General features: G+C 42.1%; 11 protein-coding genes, 1 tRNA gene and 3 rRNA genes. All 15 read left to right on the top strand.

The annotated features are described in order from the left end of the window. Nucleotides 1-2: 2 nt before the first annotated feature. The gene (locus U9R83_RS02365; protein WP_042992356.1) at nucleotides 3-1,343 is read left to right on the top strand and encodes an ABC transporter substrate-binding protein; all 1,341 of its coding nucleotides are present in this window, start codon (nucleotides 3-5) and stop codon (nucleotides 1,341-1,343) included. A gap of 86 nt (nucleotides 1,344-1,429) precedes the next feature. Beyond that, nucleotides 1,430-2,167: a glycerophosphodiester phosphodiesterase gene (locus U9R83_RS02370; RefSeq protein WP_014461788.1), complete on the top strand. Its 738-nt coding sequence runs from the start codon at nucleotides 1,430-1,432 to the stop codon at nucleotides 2,165-2,167. A gap of 447 nt (nucleotides 2,168-2,614) precedes the next feature. Beyond that, complete coding sequence (locus U9R83_RS02375) at nucleotides 2,615-2,938, top strand: DUF3870 domain-containing protein (protein WP_014461787.1); 324 nt, start codon at nucleotides 2,615-2,617, stop codon at nucleotides 2,936-2,938. A 93-nt stretch (nucleotides 2,939-3,031) separates the two neighbouring features. After that, entirely contained in the window at nucleotides 3,032-4,198 is a 1,167-nt protein-coding gene (locus tag U9R83_RS02380; RefSeq protein ID WP_014461786.1) for a DUF819 family protein, read from the top strand. A 60-nt stretch (nucleotides 4,199-4,258) separates the two neighbouring features. Next, complete coding sequence (locus U9R83_RS02385; protein ID WP_014461785.1) at nucleotides 4,259-5,332, top strand: dipeptide epimerase; 1,074 nt, start codon at nucleotides 4,259-4,261, stop codon at nucleotides 5,330-5,332. A gap of 32 nt (nucleotides 5,333-5,364) precedes the next feature. Then, nucleotides 5,365-6,378: a C40 family peptidase gene (locus tag U9R83_RS02390; RefSeq protein ID WP_014461784.1), complete on the top strand. Its 1,014-nt coding sequence runs from the start codon at nucleotides 5,365-5,367 to the stop codon at nucleotides 6,376-6,378. Between the two features lie 387 nt (nucleotides 6,379-6,765). Continuing rightward, nucleotides 6,766-8,317: ribosomal RNA gene (locus U9R83_RS02395) — 16S ribosomal RNA — on the top strand. Between the two features lie 225 nt (nucleotides 8,318-8,542). After that, nucleotides 8,543-11,478, top strand: a 23S ribosomal RNA gene (locus U9R83_RS02400). A gap of 63 nt (nucleotides 11,479-11,541) precedes the next feature. After that, nucleotides 11,542-11,657: ribosomal RNA gene (gene rrf, locus U9R83_RS02405) — 5S ribosomal RNA — on the top strand. Together the 16S, 23S and 5S rRNA genes with 1 tRNA gene alongside form the textbook arrangement of a ribosomal RNA operon. Nucleotides 11,658-11,668: 11 nt before the next feature. Continuing rightward, nucleotides 11,669-11,745, top strand: a tRNA-Met gene (locus tag U9R83_RS02410). A 139-nt stretch (nucleotides 11,746-11,884) separates the two neighbouring features. Beyond that, nucleotides 11,885-12,490: a hypothetical protein gene (locus U9R83_RS02415; protein ID WP_208732762.1), complete on the top strand. Its 606-nt coding sequence runs from the start codon at nucleotides 11,885-11,887 to the stop codon at nucleotides 12,488-12,490. Nucleotides 12,491-12,640: 150 nt separating this feature from the next. Beyond that, the gene (locus tag U9R83_RS02420; protein ID WP_014461781.1) at nucleotides 12,641-12,856 is read left to right on the top strand and encodes a hypothetical protein; all 216 of its coding nucleotides are present in this window, start codon (nucleotides 12,641-12,643) and stop codon (nucleotides 12,854-12,856) included. Between the two features lie 285 nt (nucleotides 12,857-13,141). Next, nucleotides 13,142-13,639, top strand: a complete 498-nt coding sequence (locus U9R83_RS02425; RefSeq protein WP_014461779.1) for a GNAT family N-acetyltransferase — start codon at nucleotides 13,142-13,144, stop codon at nucleotides 13,637-13,639. Nucleotides 13,640-13,888: 249 nt separating this feature from the next. After that, complete coding sequence (locus U9R83_RS02430) at nucleotides 13,889-15,661, top strand: extracellular catalytic domain type 1 short-chain-length polyhydroxyalkanoate depolymerase (protein WP_014461778.1); 1,773 nt, start codon at nucleotides 13,889-13,891, stop codon at nucleotides 15,659-15,661. Between the two features lie 280 nt (nucleotides 15,662-15,941). Further along, the gene (locus U9R83_RS02435; protein WP_209368210.1) at nucleotides 15,942-17,198 is read left to right on the top strand and encodes a LysM peptidoglycan-binding and 3D domain-containing protein; all 1,257 of its coding nucleotides are present in this window, start codon (nucleotides 15,942-15,944) and stop codon (nucleotides 17,196-17,198) included. Nucleotides 17,199-17,264: the final 66 nt, after the last annotated feature.

The following is a 17,264-nucleotide window of genomic DNA, read 5'->3' on the forward strand; positions in this document are numbered from 1 at the left end:
TGATGAAAAAGATATTGGCTATCGTAACGGCATGCTTGCTAGTCGTTCTAGGTGCTTGCTCAAATTCAACTGGTTCTTCGGAAGCGCAAGAAACTAAAAAAACAGCATCAGGTAAAACAGAAGTCGTTTTTTGGCACGCTATGAGCGGTGACCTTGAAAAATCACTCAATAAAATTGTCGATGAGTACAATAAATCTCAGGACAAAGTGGAAGTAAAGCCTGTTTTTCAAGGAACGTATGAGGAAGCACAAACAAAATTTAATACAGTAGCAGGAACAAAGGATGCACCGGCTATTATGCAGACGTTCGAAGTAGGAACGAAATTCATGATAGACAGTGGTAAGATCCAGCCTGTTCAAAAGTTTATTGATGAAGACCACTACGATACTTCGCAGTGGGAGAAAAACATTTCAAGCTATTACCAAGTAGATGGAAAGCAATATTCAATGCCGTTTAACTCTTCAACACCTGTGTTAGTTTACAACAAAGATGCCTTTAAAAAGGCAGGATTAGATCCTGAAAATCCTCCAAAAACGTATGATGAATTAAAGGCAGCTGCAAAAAAATTAACAGAGAAACAAGGAAATAAAACATCACAATACGGCTTTTCAATTCTAAATTACGGATGGTTCTTTGAAGAGCTAGTTGCTTCTCAAGGCGGTTTGTATGTAGATCACGAAAACGGCCGTAAAGGTGATGCTGAGAAGGCAGTATTTAATGGAAAAGAAGGACAAAACGCATTTAATTTAATCAATGATATGTACAAAGAAGGTACATTCTACAACGTAGGACAAAACTGGGACGATATGCGCGCAGCATTTCAATCTAAAAAAATTGCAATGTTCCTAGACTCATCAGCAGGTATTAAAACACTAGTAGACAATGCGCCATTTGATGTAGGCGTATCAGATCTTCCTGTTCCAAAAGAAGAGGATCGCCAAGGAGTAGCTATCGGGGGAGCATCTTTATGGATGTCTAAAGGAATTAGTGATGAAACATCAAAAGCGGCGTGGGACTTCATGAAATATTTAGCAACACCAGAAGTTCAGGCAAAATGGCACGTAGAAAGCGGCTATTTTGCGGTTAATCCTAAAGCATATGACCAAGACATTGTAAAGAAAGAGTGGGAAAAATACCCGCAGTTAAAAGTGACGGTTGATCAGCTTCATAAAACTAAATCAACTCCGGCAACACAAGGCGCTTTGATTTCGGTATTTCCTGAATCACGTCAAAAGGTAGTAACAGGAATGGAAAGTCTGTATCAAGGAGTAAAGCCGAAAGAAGCACTTGATCAAGCTGCAAAAGAAACAAATAGAGCATTAGAAGTAGCGAATCAAAAATAACCTATGATTACGAAGCTCGTCTTTCAAGTTATTTTGAGGACGAGCTTTTTATTTAGTGAATCACTAGTTAGGGGAGATAGAAGACAATGAACACTTCAATTGATCTTTATGCGCATCGCGGCTTTAGCGGACGGTATCCTGAAAATACAATGATTGCATTTGAAGAAGCAAGAAAAATGCGGGTTGCAGGTATTGAATTGGATGTACAATTAACAAAAGACGGGGAAATAGTAGTTATTCACGATGAACGAATTGACAGAACGACGAATGGAATGGGATACGTTCAAGACTTTTCATATAAACAGCTGCGATTATTCGATGCTGGAAGCTGGTATGATTCTCGTTTTTCTAAACAATCAATTCCCACATTAATAGAAGTGTTTGAGTGGATGATGGACAAAAAGACAGAAATGACCGTGAACATTGAATTAAAAAATGACCAAATTTACTATCCAAAACTTGAGGAAAAAGTTCTTCGTCTAATCGATGAGTTTGATTTAGAAGATCAAGTTATTTTGTCATCTTTTAACTATGATAGCTTGGCTAAAGTGAGATCTCTCCATTCGTATATACCAACAGGTTTTTTATTTGAAGGGGTGAGCGAAGATGCGATTGGAAAAGCAAAATCGATAGGAGCGCATCTTCACTGCGATATGTCTTTTGCTCTTTCTTCGTACGGGAAAAAAGCAAAGCAAGAAGGATTAGACTTGCGGGTATATACGATTAATGAAATGAATGATTTTTTGAAGCTCCAGCAGGCTTCAGTAAAAGTAGTGATGACAGATTACCCTAATCGTTTTTCCTCTACGGTATTCAAAGGATGACGTAGAAAGAAGCCGGAACAAAAATATTTGAGCCGAATTAAAAAACGAACCACTAATCAAAATGTCTGATTAGTGGTTCGTTTTTTATGTTATGGTGAAGCACTCCAAGAGCGAAAGCGACGAGAAGGCTCAGCGCTCGCCTGCGGAAAGTGAAGTTTTACATGGAAATCAACTGCGGTGTCACAAGCGATTCAGCTCATGTATCCCATTTGTTCGTCTTTAGTTTGGATTAAGTCAGTTATATCTCAATCGCTTTTTTTTTGCAAAAAATATTATTTTATTCTGAATAGTATAAAAGTTATATTGTGAAATTGTTTTATAGATGATATATTGAGAATAGATTATAATGTTCCTTGTGAAAGCGAATACATGTTGCGTAGCTCCGCAAACGTTCATTTGCCGGTCCCTAGCATCGTCTGTTATCTCTTTTAGGAGGAATAAAAAATCATGTATGATCAAGATACTATCTATATTATTGGAGATGCTAAAGCTCCTCAAAGCAATCCGATTACTAAAAAGTTCAATCAGTATTTTTTAGGGTTGGTAGTTGATAAAACAAATGGGAAAATTATTGATGTGGAATGCTCAGCGACGATTGAGTTGACCGTTCGATTTGTTCAATCGATTTTTATTGGACGTCACATAAGTGATCCCACCCTTACAGACGAAATTAACAGCCGCTACTTCGGGTCTTCCCAAAAAGCGCTGGTGGTAGCGTTTCATGATGCACAGAAAAAATATCAGCAAATAACAGCTGCTTTGTCTACATAGACCTAGACGAAATCCAGCCTGACGTTTTCAAACGTTGGGCTGGATTTTGTTTTGTATAAAAACATTTTCGGGGAGATGAAGGGGGAAGAATAAATGATTCAAGATGGATTTATGTATGTGAGTGTGTTAACTGCCTTTGCTGCGCTCATGGTAGGAATTGAAAAAAGATTTAAAGGCAATCGATTTTTTAAATTTATCCCGGGTATTGTGCTTATCTATATAGGAGCTGCTCTTATGCAAACGGCAGGGTTATTTGGGGATAGCGAGTCAAATGTCGCCATGTATACGGGTGTTAAAAATGCACTGCTTCCAGCCATGCTGATGCTTATGCTGTTAAAGTGTGATGTTCGAAGTGTAATTAAACTTGGTCCAAGAATGCTGGGGGGATTCATCGTTGCGGTTTTTAGCATAATGGTAGGTTTTATCCTTGTCTATGCCATTTTTAAGAATTTCTATGTAGAGGATACGTGGAAAGCTTTTGGTGCTTTATCAGGAAGTTGGACCGGAGGATCAGCTAACATGGTTGCTCTCCAAGGGATTTTGGATGTTCCAGAAAATATATTTGGCTACGCTCTCATGATGGATACGATTAACTATGCCGTATGGGTTATGTTTATGTTTTGGCTCGTACCATTTGCATCTAAATTTAATAAATGGACAAAAGCAGACGTCAGTTTTATTGAGAATAGTATAGATGAAGTCGCAGCAACTTCTGAAAGCGACAAAGAAGGCCCTCAGTTTCAGCATCTTCTTTATTTACTTGGTCTAGGTTTGTTCGTTTCGGCATTTTCTACATTTATTGGAGGACGTTTGCCTGAAGTGGGAGCGGTTATCAATGCAACGAGCTGGACAATTATGATTGCTTCTATCGTTGGTCTAGTGCTTGCTGTAACCCCAGCGGCAAAAATTCCAGGTACGCTCGATGTATCCAATGTTATGTTATACATCGTTGTAGCGCTAATTGCTTCTCAATCAGATTTTTCAAATTTAGCTCAGGCTCCTATTTACTTAGTATCTGGTTTTCTCATTATGTTTGTGCACTTAGTGATTATGCTGTTGCTAGCTAAACTATTTAAATATGATTTATTTACGCTCGGAGTGGCAAGTTTAGCTAATATTGGTGGAATGGCGTCTGCTCCAATGCTTGCAGCTGCTTATAACCGTGCACTGATTCCGGTAGGAGTCATTATGGCTCTGATGGGTTCCTTCTTAGGTACTTATTTTGGCATGATGATCGCCAAAATTTTAGGGGCGATCTAAGAATAAACCAAAAATACGTATGAAAGAATATTTGTGCTGAACCGAAAGGAAGCGATTGAAATGATAATTAAAGACATAACTGTAAAGCATCAAACCGTTCCACTGCTCGTTCCGTTTAAAACAGCGCTTCGAACAGCAACGGAGATAGACAGCATAAGTGTAGAAATTCAGTTAGAAAACGGAATAAAAGGAAAAGGAGCTGCTTCGCCAACATATGTTATTACAGGCGATTCTTTAGAAGGCATTCAAGCTGCACTTCAAGGGCCTATTAAACTAGCGTTAATAGGAGAGGATATACGTCAGTTTCAAAAACTCTTAAAAAAAATTCAAAGCTGCTGTATTCACAATTCAAGTGCCAAAGCGGCTGCTGACATCGCTTTGCATGATGCTTATACAAAGTTTCTCAACATTCCTTTATATGCTTTCTTGGGTGATAAGCAGCCTATCTCTACCTGTATGACGATAAGTGTTGATACACCTGAGAAAATGGCTGAGGACGCACAAAAAAGTGCAGCGGACGGATTTGACATTTTAAAAGTAAAGGTAGGTTCAATTCCTGAGCTAGACCTTAAGCGCATTAAACATATTCGATCTGTCATTCCGGCTCATGTAAAACTTCGTTTGGATGCAAATCAAGGGTGGTCTCCAAAACAAGCAGTGCAATTAATTAATGAAATGGAAACTCTCAACTTTGGTATTGAATTGGTAGAACAACCTGTCCCTGCTCATGATTGGGAAGGATTAAAGTTTGTGACTGAACGAGTAAACGTACCCATTATGGCAGATGAGAGTCTATTTTCTGCCAAAGATGCATTAAGGCTTGTAAGCGGTCGGTACGTGGATCTTTTGAATATTAAGCTAATGAAGTGCGGAGGAATTAATGAAGCAAGAAAAATCGCGAGTATTGCTGAGGCGAACGGTGTTGCATGTATGATTGGAAGCATGATGGAACCATCACTTTCCGTGGGAGCAGCTGCTCATCTGGCAGCTGCTCATCCGAATATCACGTATTTTGACTTAGATGCTCCTCTTTGGCTTTCAACTGAACTAGATGTGTTAAAGTACAGCGGTCAAGAGGTTTTCTTATCAGATCTTCCTGGAATAGGAGAAATCACCGTTCCTATCTCAAAATAAAAGGATAGTAATATAGTAGAAGGAGAGAGACGATGAATATAAAAGGTTGGCTTTTGACGGTAACAACAGTTATTTTAACTACATTTGGGGTCAGTGCAGCTCCTTCTGTTCATGCTTCTGAAGAAAAAGAAACTGCTTATATAGATGTCGCAGCAGCTACTCTGTGGACAGCACCAAACATCTTGCGTGAAGTGGACGCTCCGTCAGCCACTAATCCTGTAGATATGAAAAAGTGGACCACATCGATGAATTTGAAACAGAAGCAGCAGTTATCTAGCGATGGGATGCTTGAGACACAAGCGTTATATGGAAACAAAGTAACGGTTTTAGACAAACAAGGAGACTGGGTCAAAGTAGCTGTAGACGGACAGCCTACTTCTCGAAATGAATTAGGATATCCCGGATGGATGCCTACTAAACAATTAACCTATAGCAAAAGGTACGAACAGTATGCAAAGAAGCCTTTTGTAATGGTGACGACTCCGACTACTTATTTATATCATTCGCCTTCTTTGAAAAAGAAAGGTATTGAAGTTAGCTATAATACGCGCTTACCTCTTTTGGTAAAATCAAAGAGTGCATATAAAGTATTAAAACCAAATGGAAAGACAGCATGGATTTCTACAAAAGCAGGAAAAATCTACACGTCTCAAAAAGATATTCCTGTACCAACTGGTACGGAACTTGTTGAAAGTGGAAAGGCATTTTTAAATCTTCCATATTTATGGGCTGGCATGAGTGGTTTTGGATTTGACTGCTCTGGATTTACGTTTACGATGTACCAATCCCATGGTATTACGATTCCACGTGACTCAGGGCCACAGTCTCGAGCAGGGAAACCAGTAGATATGAACAACCTTCAACCCGGAGACTTATTGTTCTTTGCTTATAACCAAGGAAAAGGAAGCGTCCACCATGTAGCAATGTATGCGGGAGATGGCATGATGATTCATTCGCCGAACTCCGAGCGGACAGTAGAGATTATTCCTTTAAACACGAAGGGATATATTGAAGAGTATGCAGGTGCACGCCGTTATTTACCTTAATCAGTGAGATGAGAAAGAAGCTCTTTTTGTGAAGGGCTTCTTTTTTTATATAGATAATAAGTGGTTTTCGGGAAAAAGATAGAAAATTTAGTTTATTTAAGTTTAACTACTTCTCAGTAAGGGAAGAAGTCAAATAAGAGAAAAAAACATTTTTTTCTCGAAACATATTGACTTTATGTGCAGAGCATTATATTATTATAAAGCGTCGTTGAGACATAACAGTAACAACGAAGCTGGAAAAAGAATTTTAAAAAGTTGTTGACATTACGTTGATAACTTGATAAGATAATAAAGTCGCTTAAGAGCGGCGGTTGAACTTTGAAAACTGAACAAAGCGACAAACGTCAACGTTAATTTTTATTTTTTTAAATGAGCAAGTCAAACATTTCTTCGGAGAGTTTGATCCTGGCTCAGGATGAACGCTGGCGGCGTGCCTAATACATGCAAGTCGAGCGAACTGATTAGAAGCTTGCTTCTATGACGTTAGCGGCGGACGGGTGAGTAACACGTGGGCAACCTGCCTGTAAGACTGGGATAACTTCGGGAAACCGAAGCTAATACCGGATAGGATCTTCTCCTTCATGGGAGATGATTGAAAGATGGTTTCGGCTATCACTTACAGATGGGCCCGCGGTGCATTAGCTAGTTGGTGAGGTAACGGCTCACCAAGGCAACGATGCATAGCCGACCTGAGAGGGTGATCGGCCACACTGGGACTGAGACACGGCCCAGACTCCTACGGGAGGCAGCAGTAGGGAATCTTCCGCAATGGACGAAAGTCTGACGGAGCAACGCCGCGTGAGTGATGAAGGCTTTCGGGTCGTAAAACTCTGTTGTTAGGGAAGAACAAGTACGAGAGTAACTGCTCGTACCTTGACGGTACCTAACCAGAAAGCCACGGCTAACTACGTGCCAGCAGCCGCGGTAATACGTAGGTGGCAAGCGTTATCCGGAATTATTGGGCGTAAAGCGCGCGCAGGCGGTTTCTTAAGTCTGATGTGAAAGCCCACGGCTCAACCGTGGAGGGTCATTGGAAACTGGGGAACTTGAGTGCAGAAGAGAAAAGCGGAATTCCACGTGTAGCGGTGAAATGCGTAGAGATGTGGAGGAACACCAGTGGCGAAGGCGGCTTTTTGGTCTGTAACTGACGCTGAGGCGCGAAAGCGTGGGGAGCAAACAGGATTAGATACCCTGGTAGTCCACGCCGTAAACGATGAGTGCTAAGTGTTAGAGGGTTTCCGCCCTTTAGTGCTGCAGCTAACGCATTAAGCACTCCGCCTGGGGAGTACGGTCGCAAGACTGAAACTCAAAGGAATTGACGGGGGCCCGCACAAGCGGTGGAGCATGTGGTTTAATTCGAAGCAACGCGAAGAACCTTACCAGGTCTTGACATCCTCTGACAACTCTAGAGATAGAGCGTTCCCCTTCGGGGGACAGAGTGACAGGTGGTGCATGGTTGTCGTCAGCTCGTGTCGTGAGATGTTGGGTTAAGTCCCGCAACGAGCGCAACCCTTGATCTTAGTTGCCAGCATTTAGTTGGGCACTCTAAGGTGACTGCCGGTGACAAACCGGAGGAAGGTGGGGATGACGTCAAATCATCATGCCCCTTATGACCTGGGCTACACACGTGCTACAATGGATGGTACAAAGGGCTGCAAGACCGCGAGGTCAAGCCAATCCCATAAAACCATTCTCAGTTCGGATTGTAGGCTGCAACTCGCCTACATGAAGCTGGAATCGCTAGTAATCGCGGATCAGCATGCCGCGGTGAATACGTTCCCGGGCCTTGTACACACCGCCCGTCACACCACGAGAGTTTGTAACACCCGAAGTCGGTGGAGTAACCGTAAGGAGCTAGCCGCCTAAGGTGGGACAGATGATTGGGGTGAAGTCGTAACAAGGTAGCCGTATCGGAAGGTGCGGCTGGATCACCTCCTTTCTAAGGATTTTTACATGACGTACGTTTTGACACTTTGTTCAGTTTTGAGAGTTTAATCTCTCAATTATAGAAAGCACACTACTTTCTTCTTATTACATAAGAAGAATTTTGGTTGCGATTGTTCTTTGAAAACTAGATAACAGTAATTGCTGAGGAAAAGTGAAACTTTTCTTTAATCAAACCAATAAATAACACAACAGTATGTTGTACCATTTATTCGCTAATGGTTAAGTTAGAAAGGGCGCACGGTGAATGCCTTGGCACTAGGAGCCGATGAAGGACGGGACTAACACCGATATGCTTCGGGGAGCTGTAAGTGAGCTTTGATCCGGAGATTTCCGAATGGGGAAACCCACTGTTCGTAATGGAACAGTATCTTTATCTGAATACATAGGATATTGAAGGCAGACCCGGGGAACTGAAACATCTAAGTACCCGGAGGAAGAGAAAGCAAATGCGATTTCCTGAGTAGCGGCGAGCGAAACGGAATTAGCCCAAACCAAGAGGCTTGCCTCTTGGGGTTGTAGGACACTCTATACGGAGTTACAAAGGAACGAAGTAAATGAAGCGACCTGGAAAGGTCCGTCGAAGAAGGTAACAACCCTGTAGTTGAAACTTCGTTCCCTCTTGAGTGGATCCTGAGTACGGCGGAACACGTGAAATTCCGTCGGAAGCTGGGAGGACCATCTCCCAAGGCTAAATACTACCTAGTGACCGATAGTGAACCAGTACCGTGAGGGAAAGGTGAAAAGCACCCCGGAAGGGGAGTGAAAGAGATCCTGAAACCGTGTGCCTACAAGTAGTCAGAGCCCGTTAACGGGTGATGGCGTGCCTTTTGTAGAATGAACCGGCGAGTTACGATCCCATGCAAGGTTAAGCTGATAAGGCGGAGCCGTAGCGAAAGCGAGTCTGAATAGGGCGTTTAGTATGTGGTTGTAGACCCGAAACCAGGTGATCTACCCATGTCCAGGGTGAAGTTCAGGTAACACTGAATGGAGGCCCGAACCCACGCACGTTGAAAAGTGCGGGGATGAGGTGTGGGTAGCGGAGAAATTCCAATCGAACCTGGAGATAGCTGGTTCTCTCCGAAATAGCTTTAGGGCTAGCCTCATGTTGTGAGAGTCTTGGAGGTAGAGCACTGATTGGACTAGGGGCCCCCAACGGGTTACCGAATTCAGTCAAACTCCGAATGCCAAAGACTTATCCATGGGAGTCAGACTGCGAGTGATAAGATCCGTAGTCAAAAGGGAAACAGCCCAGACCACCAGCTAAGGTCCCCAAGTATACGTTAAGTGGAAAAGGATGTGGAGTTGCTTAGACAACCAGGATGTTGGCTTAGAAGCAGCCACCATTTAAAGAGTGCGTAATAGCTCACTGGTCGAGTGACTCTGCGCCGAAAATGTACCGGGGCTAAACGTATCACCGAAGCTGTGGATTGACATCTTTGATGTCAGTGGTAGGAGAGCGTTCTAAGTGCAGCGAAGTCAGACCGTAAGGACTGGTGGAGCGCTTAGAAGTGAGAATGCCGGTATGAGTAGCGAAAGACAAGTGAGAATCTTGTCCACCGAATGCCTAAGGTTTCCTGAGGAAGGCTCGTCCGCTCAGGGTTAGTCGGGACCTAAGCCGAGGCTGAAAAGCGTAGGCGATGGCCAACAGGTTGATATTCCTGTACCACCTCCCCGCCGTTTGAGTAATGGGGGGACGCAGTAGGATAGGGTAAGCGCGCTGCTGGATATGCGCGTTCAAGCAGTTAGGCTGATGAGTAGGCAAATCCGCTCATCATAAAGGCTGAGCTGTGATGACGAGGGAATTATAGTACCGAAGTTCCTGATTCCACACTGCCAAGAAAAGCCTCTAGCGAGGCGGGAGGTGCCCGTACCGCAAACCGACACAGGTAGGCGAGGAGAGAATCCTAAGGTGATCGAGAGAACTCTCGTTAAGGAACTCGGCAAAATGACCCCGTAACTTCGGGAGAAGGGGTGCTCTGGTAGGGTGTATAGCCCGAGAGAGCCGCAGTGAATAGGCCCAGGCGACTGTTTAGCAAAAACACAGGTCTCTGCGAAGCCGCAAGGCGAAGTATAGGGGCTGACGCCTGCCCGGTGCTGGAAGGTTAAGAGGAGGGGTTATCCTTTGGGAGAAGCTCTGAATCGAAGCCCCAGTAAACGGCGGCCGTAACTATAACGGTCCTAAGGTAGCGAAATTCCTTGTCGGGTAAGTTCCGACCCGCACGAAAGGCGTAACGATCTGGGCACTGTCTCAACGAGAGACTCGGTGAAATTATAGTACCTGTGAAGATGCAGGTTACCCGCGACAGGACGGAAAGACCCCGTGGAGCTTTACTGTAGCCTGATATTGAATTTTGGTACAGCTTGTACAGGATAGGTAGGAGCCTGAGAAACCGGAGCGCTAGCTTCGGTGGAGGCGTCGGTGGGATACTACCCTGGCTGTATTGAAATTCTAACCCGCGGCCCTGATCGGGCCGGGAGACAGTGTCAGGTGGGCAGTTTGACTGGGGCGGTCGCCTCCTAAAATGTAACGGAGGCGCCCAAAGGTTCCCTCAGAATGGTTGGAAATCATTCGTAGAGTGTAAAGGCACAAGGGAGCTTGACTGCGAGACCTACAAGTCGAGCAGGGACGAAAGTCGGGCTTAGTGATCCGGTGGTTCCGCATGGAAGGGCCATCGCTCAACGGATAAAAGCTACCCCGGGGATAACAGGCTTATCTCCCCCAAGAGTCCACATCGACGGGGAGGTTTGGCACCTCGATGTCGGCTCATCGCATCCTGGGGCTGTAGTCGGTCCCAAGGGTTGGGCTGTTCGCCCATTAAAGCGGTACGCGAGCTGGGTTCAGAACGTCGTGAGACAGTTCGGTCCCTATCCGTCGTGGGCGTAGGAAATTTGAGAGGAGCTGTCCTTAGTACGAGAGGACCGGGATGGACACACCGCTGGTGTACCAGTTGTCTTGCCAAAGGCATCGCTGGGTAGCTATGTGTGGACGGGATAAGTGCTGAAAGCATCTAAGCATGAAGCCCCCCTCAAGATGAGATTTCCCATAGCGCAAGCTAGTAAGATCCCTGAAAGATGATCAGGTTGATAGGTCAGAGGTGGAAGCGTGGCGACATGTGTAGCTGACTGATACTAATCGATCGAGGACTTAACCAAACTTTTAAAAGCGTAAGCTTTACTCAGCAAACTGTTACCTAGTTTTGAGAGAACAATCTCTTGTCTGGTGGCGATAGCGAAGAGGTCACACCCGTTCCCATACCGAACACGGAAGTTAAGCTCTTTAGCGCCAATGGTAGTTGGGACTTTGTCCCTGTGAGAGTAGGACGTTGCCAGGCATTTTTATTATCGCGGGGTGGAGCAGTTCGGTAGCTCGTCGGGCTCATAACCCGAAGGTCGCAGGTTCAAATCCTGTCCCCGCAACCAAATTATCTTTTATACATACTTGAATATATCATTACTATCCTTAGGCATAGCCTAAGGATTTTTTGTTTGGCTATATTTATAAACACTTGTTTAGGTTATGATATAAGATAGTGATGCAGATTAATCAGGAGGTTTTTTCATGTTACAAAGTAATATTCAAACTTATATTGAAAAAGAAATGAACGTTCAAGGTCAATCTTTATCTCTATACCAAGAAGAAAAGGAATATGCGTTGCAAAAAGAGTTGATACCGCAAAACCTGACAATAGAAGAAAAAGAGGCATCTTCACGTTTTAAAGATTCTTATATCGAAAGAGTAGATAAAGAAACAGACGAGCTGATCGCAGAAGAATCTCCTCTTTCTTTTTTAGATACCCCTCTTTCTTACTTGAAAGAACACAGAAGTGAATTTCTATATGTAGAATCAAAATGGTTCGAATTTATTAAGCTTGATGGATGTTCTTTTGAAGTGGATGATGTGTTTGGCACATACAAAGTATTAACGGGGTTACATATGCAAAAAAAGTTCGGATCTTTACTAAAACAATTTTTTGCTAAGGAACTTAACGAAAGCCCAACAAGTGTTCAGCTTTTATTTAATGATAAAGATGGATTATGGGATGTGAATATTGAGTTAGATGCTATAAAAGAGTTTGATGAAAAAATGTCGATAGGTGAAGCTCTTGTTCTTACATATCGTTTTTTCTTTCATCTAGTGGAGTATGTAGAGAACGAAAAAGCTTAAGAAATGATGATTACTTTTACTATAAAGATGCTGGGACAAAAGTAGTTTAGTTAACGTTGAACACGAACTATCTATCAAAAATAGATGAATAGTTCGTGTTTTTTAATGGTCATGGTGAACGTAGGTTTCAGTAGGAGGTGCTTCTAGCTGTTGATTGGAGAGCAAGGCGAAGACTCCTGCGGGAAAAGCGGAACAGATGAGACCCCGCAGGAGCGTAAGCGACGAGGAGGCTCATCGTCCGCCCGCGGAAAGCGAAGCCTTGCACAGAAAGCAACAGCGGTAGAACAAGCATTCCAGGTTATTTATCCAGGTTGTTCGTCTTTAGATTGGATTCATTTCGTTATGGCCCAATCTCTTTTTGGATAGGTGATACATAATGAATGTTAAATGAAGCTGGAAATACATTTACATCTCTATGTTTTTATGGAATGATAAAGAGTATCTTTACATATATGACTGATATGGGTGAAGAACAACTATCAGGAATTCTTCTAGTTTTTTGAGAAAGCAGCTCACATATTAGCTGTTAATAGCACTCAGAGCAAGAAAGCTTCCGTAGGATGAAGTATAATATATACATACAGGAACTATTTTTAACTTTATAAAAAATGTCTGCTGACGTATGGGATTATAAATAAAGAGGGGATGTTCATGTTATTAAGAAAAATAAAGTCTGAAGAATTGGCAGAAGTCTATCAAATGGGATATGCCGCATGGCCTAAAGGCAGGACGTACAAAGAGTATGTTAGAGATAATCAAAAAGAAGAAACATATGGAATTCGGTATGTATACGTAAATGAAGAGAATCAAATTATTGGTTCATTTATTTTGCTTCTTTTACAAACTCCTCGATTAAAGTTTGCTTTGCATGGTATTGGATCCGTTGTTGTACACCAGCTTTATCAACGAATGGGGTATGGCCGCGATATGCTTGAAGACTTTTTTGAAAAGATGAAGATAGAGAAGCGCAGCGCTATTTTTATGCTTTATAGCGATATTCTTCCTGAATATTATCATCAGTTTGGGTTTAAGGAGCTCCCTTCTCATTTACAGCGTTATCCTCAATCCATTGCTATGGTAAATTGCAGCGAGTCACAATATGAATACTTAAGTAAGCAATCCATAGAAGACATACCGGCCTATTTTTAAAAGGTATGTCTTTTTTATAGTATTTATCGGCACAATCGTTTACAATTTTATGTAAGCGTTTTCTAAATTTGGAAGATGAAAAATTTTATTCGTCCTCATAACCCTAGGCAAATCGTGCAGTTAATATAAATTTTATTACATAAAACCTTGCTATCATCTTACTAGTGGCCCTTATTCACTTCTATATTATCGCGATATGTACGTTTGCTACCAAGTATAATCATATCGATATAAGGAGGAACCAGGAAGATGAAACGATTGTTTGTAGCAGGGATTATTTTTATGCTTTTTTTATCTTTAGGTGCTGTGTCTTCTTCAGCTGCAGGAAGTTTTACTTCTAAAACATATAACGGAAGGACATACAAACTGTACGTACCTAGCAGTTATCAGGGAGGTGGTGCCTTACCTCTAGTAGTTATGTTACATGGCTGTACTCAAGATCCTGATCAATTTGCAGCAGGAACCCAAATGAATGCACTAGCAGAGACAGAGAAGTTTCTTGTTCTTTATCCAGAACAACCCTCTTCTGCTAATTCAAATAAGTGTTGGAACTGGTTTGATACCGCTCATCAATCAAGGGGAAGCGGTGAACCAGCGTTAATTGTTGGAATGGTCAATCAAATAAAAAGCAGTTATTCAATAGATGCCGACCAAGTCTTTGTTGGAGGGCTATCTGCTGGTGCAGCTATGAGTGTTATTATGGGAGCTACTTATCCAGACATATTTGCGGCTATCAGCGTTGGGGCCGGCTTAGAATATAAAGCAGCGACTAGTGTGACAGGTGCTTATACAGCAATGAGCAGTGGAGGTCCTAATCCTATCCAACAAGGGGATTTAGCCTATTTAGCCATGGGAGAGCATAAACGAGTGGTTCCAGTTATCTTGTTTCATGGAACAGCTGACTACACTGTTGCGCCTATAAATGCGCATCAAATATTATCGCAATGGGCTCAAACAAATGATAGAGCGTCTGATGGGCTGGATAATAACAATATTGATGATACGGCGGATCAAACTGTAACTGGTACAGTATCTGGTGGAAGAAGCTATACGCAATATATTTACAAAGATACAGTTGGAAAAACAGTAATGGAAAAGTACATGATAGAAGGGATGGGACATGCTTGGTCAGGGGGAAGTACATCCGGTTCTTATACAGATCCTAAAGGACCAAATGCAACTAAATTAAGCTGGAACTTTTTTAAAAGCCATCCGAAAAATGGTGATGCTCCTGATCCGGAAGATATATCCCCACCCTTTACAGCTGCTTCACCAGCGGGAGGAACGTATGGAAGTTCTGTTTCTGTTACATTATCAACCAATGAACCTGCCACCACTTACTATACATTAGATGGAAGCATACCAACTGTTAATTCTCTAAAGTACTCTGAGCCTATTACCATCAACTCTAGCAGAACAATAAAATTTTTTAGTGTAGACGCAGCGGGTAACCAAGAGGAAGTAAAGACGGAAGTTTATCAAATTTCTGGAACTTCAGAGAAATCTTCAGTATTTTCTTCGCTTGCTGCTGAAGATGGATTTATCGGAAACTTATCAGCTGACGGTATGAGTAGTTCTATTCATAAAATTGGGGATAAAGGAATGTACAATATCGACACATACCGAACCATTTTATCTTTTGATACAAGTTCTTTACCTGATGATGCAATTATTACGGACGTATCTTTAAAAATTTATCGTAAATCTTTAACTGGCAATGTTACATTTTTAAAAAGTGATATTAAAAGCGGTGTATTTGGAACTAGCAGTACTTTAGAACAAATAGATTACCAGGCTTCTCCATCTATTTCAGGAGGATTCCAAATGTCAGTCCCTTCACTCGATAATGGATATACAACTACTCAACTTCCTTCCTCACTTTGGGGATATATAAATAAGACTGGAAAGACCCAGTTTCGCTTGTCAAACTCAGGTCCAGCTGACTTTTTAAGTGATGTAGTTGAAATTTACGGGGGCGATCATTCTGCATATGCTCCAACTTTAACTGTTTCATATAAGTAAAAAAAACCTTCTAAAAGTCAATGGCTTTTAGAAGGTTTTTTTTACTTATAAGTTACTTTTATCACCGAATACACCTCCGACTTTTTATAGGTTTTTCGTCAAATTTTTACATGATTTTGATGAAATTTAATCATTATTCAAAAATGAATTGTCAGAAATATTACAAGAAAATGTTTAAAATTAATTAAATCCGTAATAAAAGTAAAATATTCCTGTAATGGAAGTGAAATGAACAGGTGGTATCATTCAGTCATTGAGTAAATAAGGAGGTATTCGGAAAATGAAGAAATTTGTATTTACTCTAGGGACAACGGCAATTCTTTCAGCAGGATTTGTAGGTGCGGCATCTGCCTCTACAAGCGGAACGTATGAAGTACAAAAAGGTGACACTTTATGGAAAATCTCTCAAAATCATAATGTGAGCGTAGACGAGCTAAAAGATGCTAATAACTTAACATCAACACTAATTTATCCAAATCAGACACTAAACTTATCTAGCATAAAAGAAATCTTACATACTGTAAAACGTGGTGACACTTTGTGGTCAATCGGTCAACATTATGGCGTAACAGTAGAAGAAATTAAAGAATGGAACGGCTTAACATCAGACTTAGTTTTCCCTGGAGAACAATTTAAAATTAAAACGGCAAAAGCAGCTCAATCTCAAACAGCTAGTGCGCCAGTAGCAAAGACAGCTCCACAAGCGCAGCAGTCTCAAACGGCACAAGCTCAGCAAGAACAAGCAGCACAAGAACAAGCACAAAAAGAACAAGAGCAAGCTCAAGTAGCAGCACAAGAACAAGCACAAAAAGAACAAGAGCAAGCTCAAGTAGCAGCACAAGAACAAGCACAAAAAGAACAAGAGCAAGCTCAAGTAGCAGCACAAGAACAAGCACAAAAAGAACAAGAGCAAGCTCAAGTAGCAGCACAAGAGCAAGCACAAAAGGAACAAGAGCAAGCTCAAGCAGCACAAGCACAGGCAGCACAAGAGCAAGCACAAAAGGAACAGGAGCAAGCTCAAGCAGCACAAGCACAGGCAGCACAAGAGCAAGCACAAAAGGAACAGGAGCAAGCTCAAGCAGCAGCACAAGCACAGGCAGCACAAGAGCAAGCACAAAAAGAACAAGAGCAAGCTCAAGCAGCGGCACAAGCACAGGCAGCACAAGAGCAGGCACAAAAAGAACAAGCAGCTCAGCAGCAACAACAGCAACAGCAACAACAACAGCAGTCTCAACAGCAAGCTAGCGGCAAGTCTATGACTGTTGAAGCAACAGCTTATACAGCTAACTGTGCTGGATGCAGTGGTACAACAGCTACTGGAGTAAATTTAAAATCAAATCCAAATCAACGAGTAATTGCGGTTGATCCTAGCGTTATTCCATTAGGTTCAAAAGTATACGTTGAAGGTTACGGTCAAGCTGTAGCAGCAGATACAGGTGGCGCAATCAAAGGAAATCGAATTGATGTATTCGTTTCTTCAGATAGTGCTGCACAAGACTGGGGCAGAAGATCAGTTAAAATTACAGTTATCGACTAATACTAGTCTTATATAATAGAAGTAAAAAGAGATGTCTTTTAGAAGACATCTCTTTTTTATGCTTAA

It is taken from the genome of Priestia sp. LL-8 (assembly GCF_036227845.1).
GTDB lineage: Bacteria > Bacillota > Bacilli > Bacillales > Bacillaceae_H > Priestia > Priestia zanthoxyli.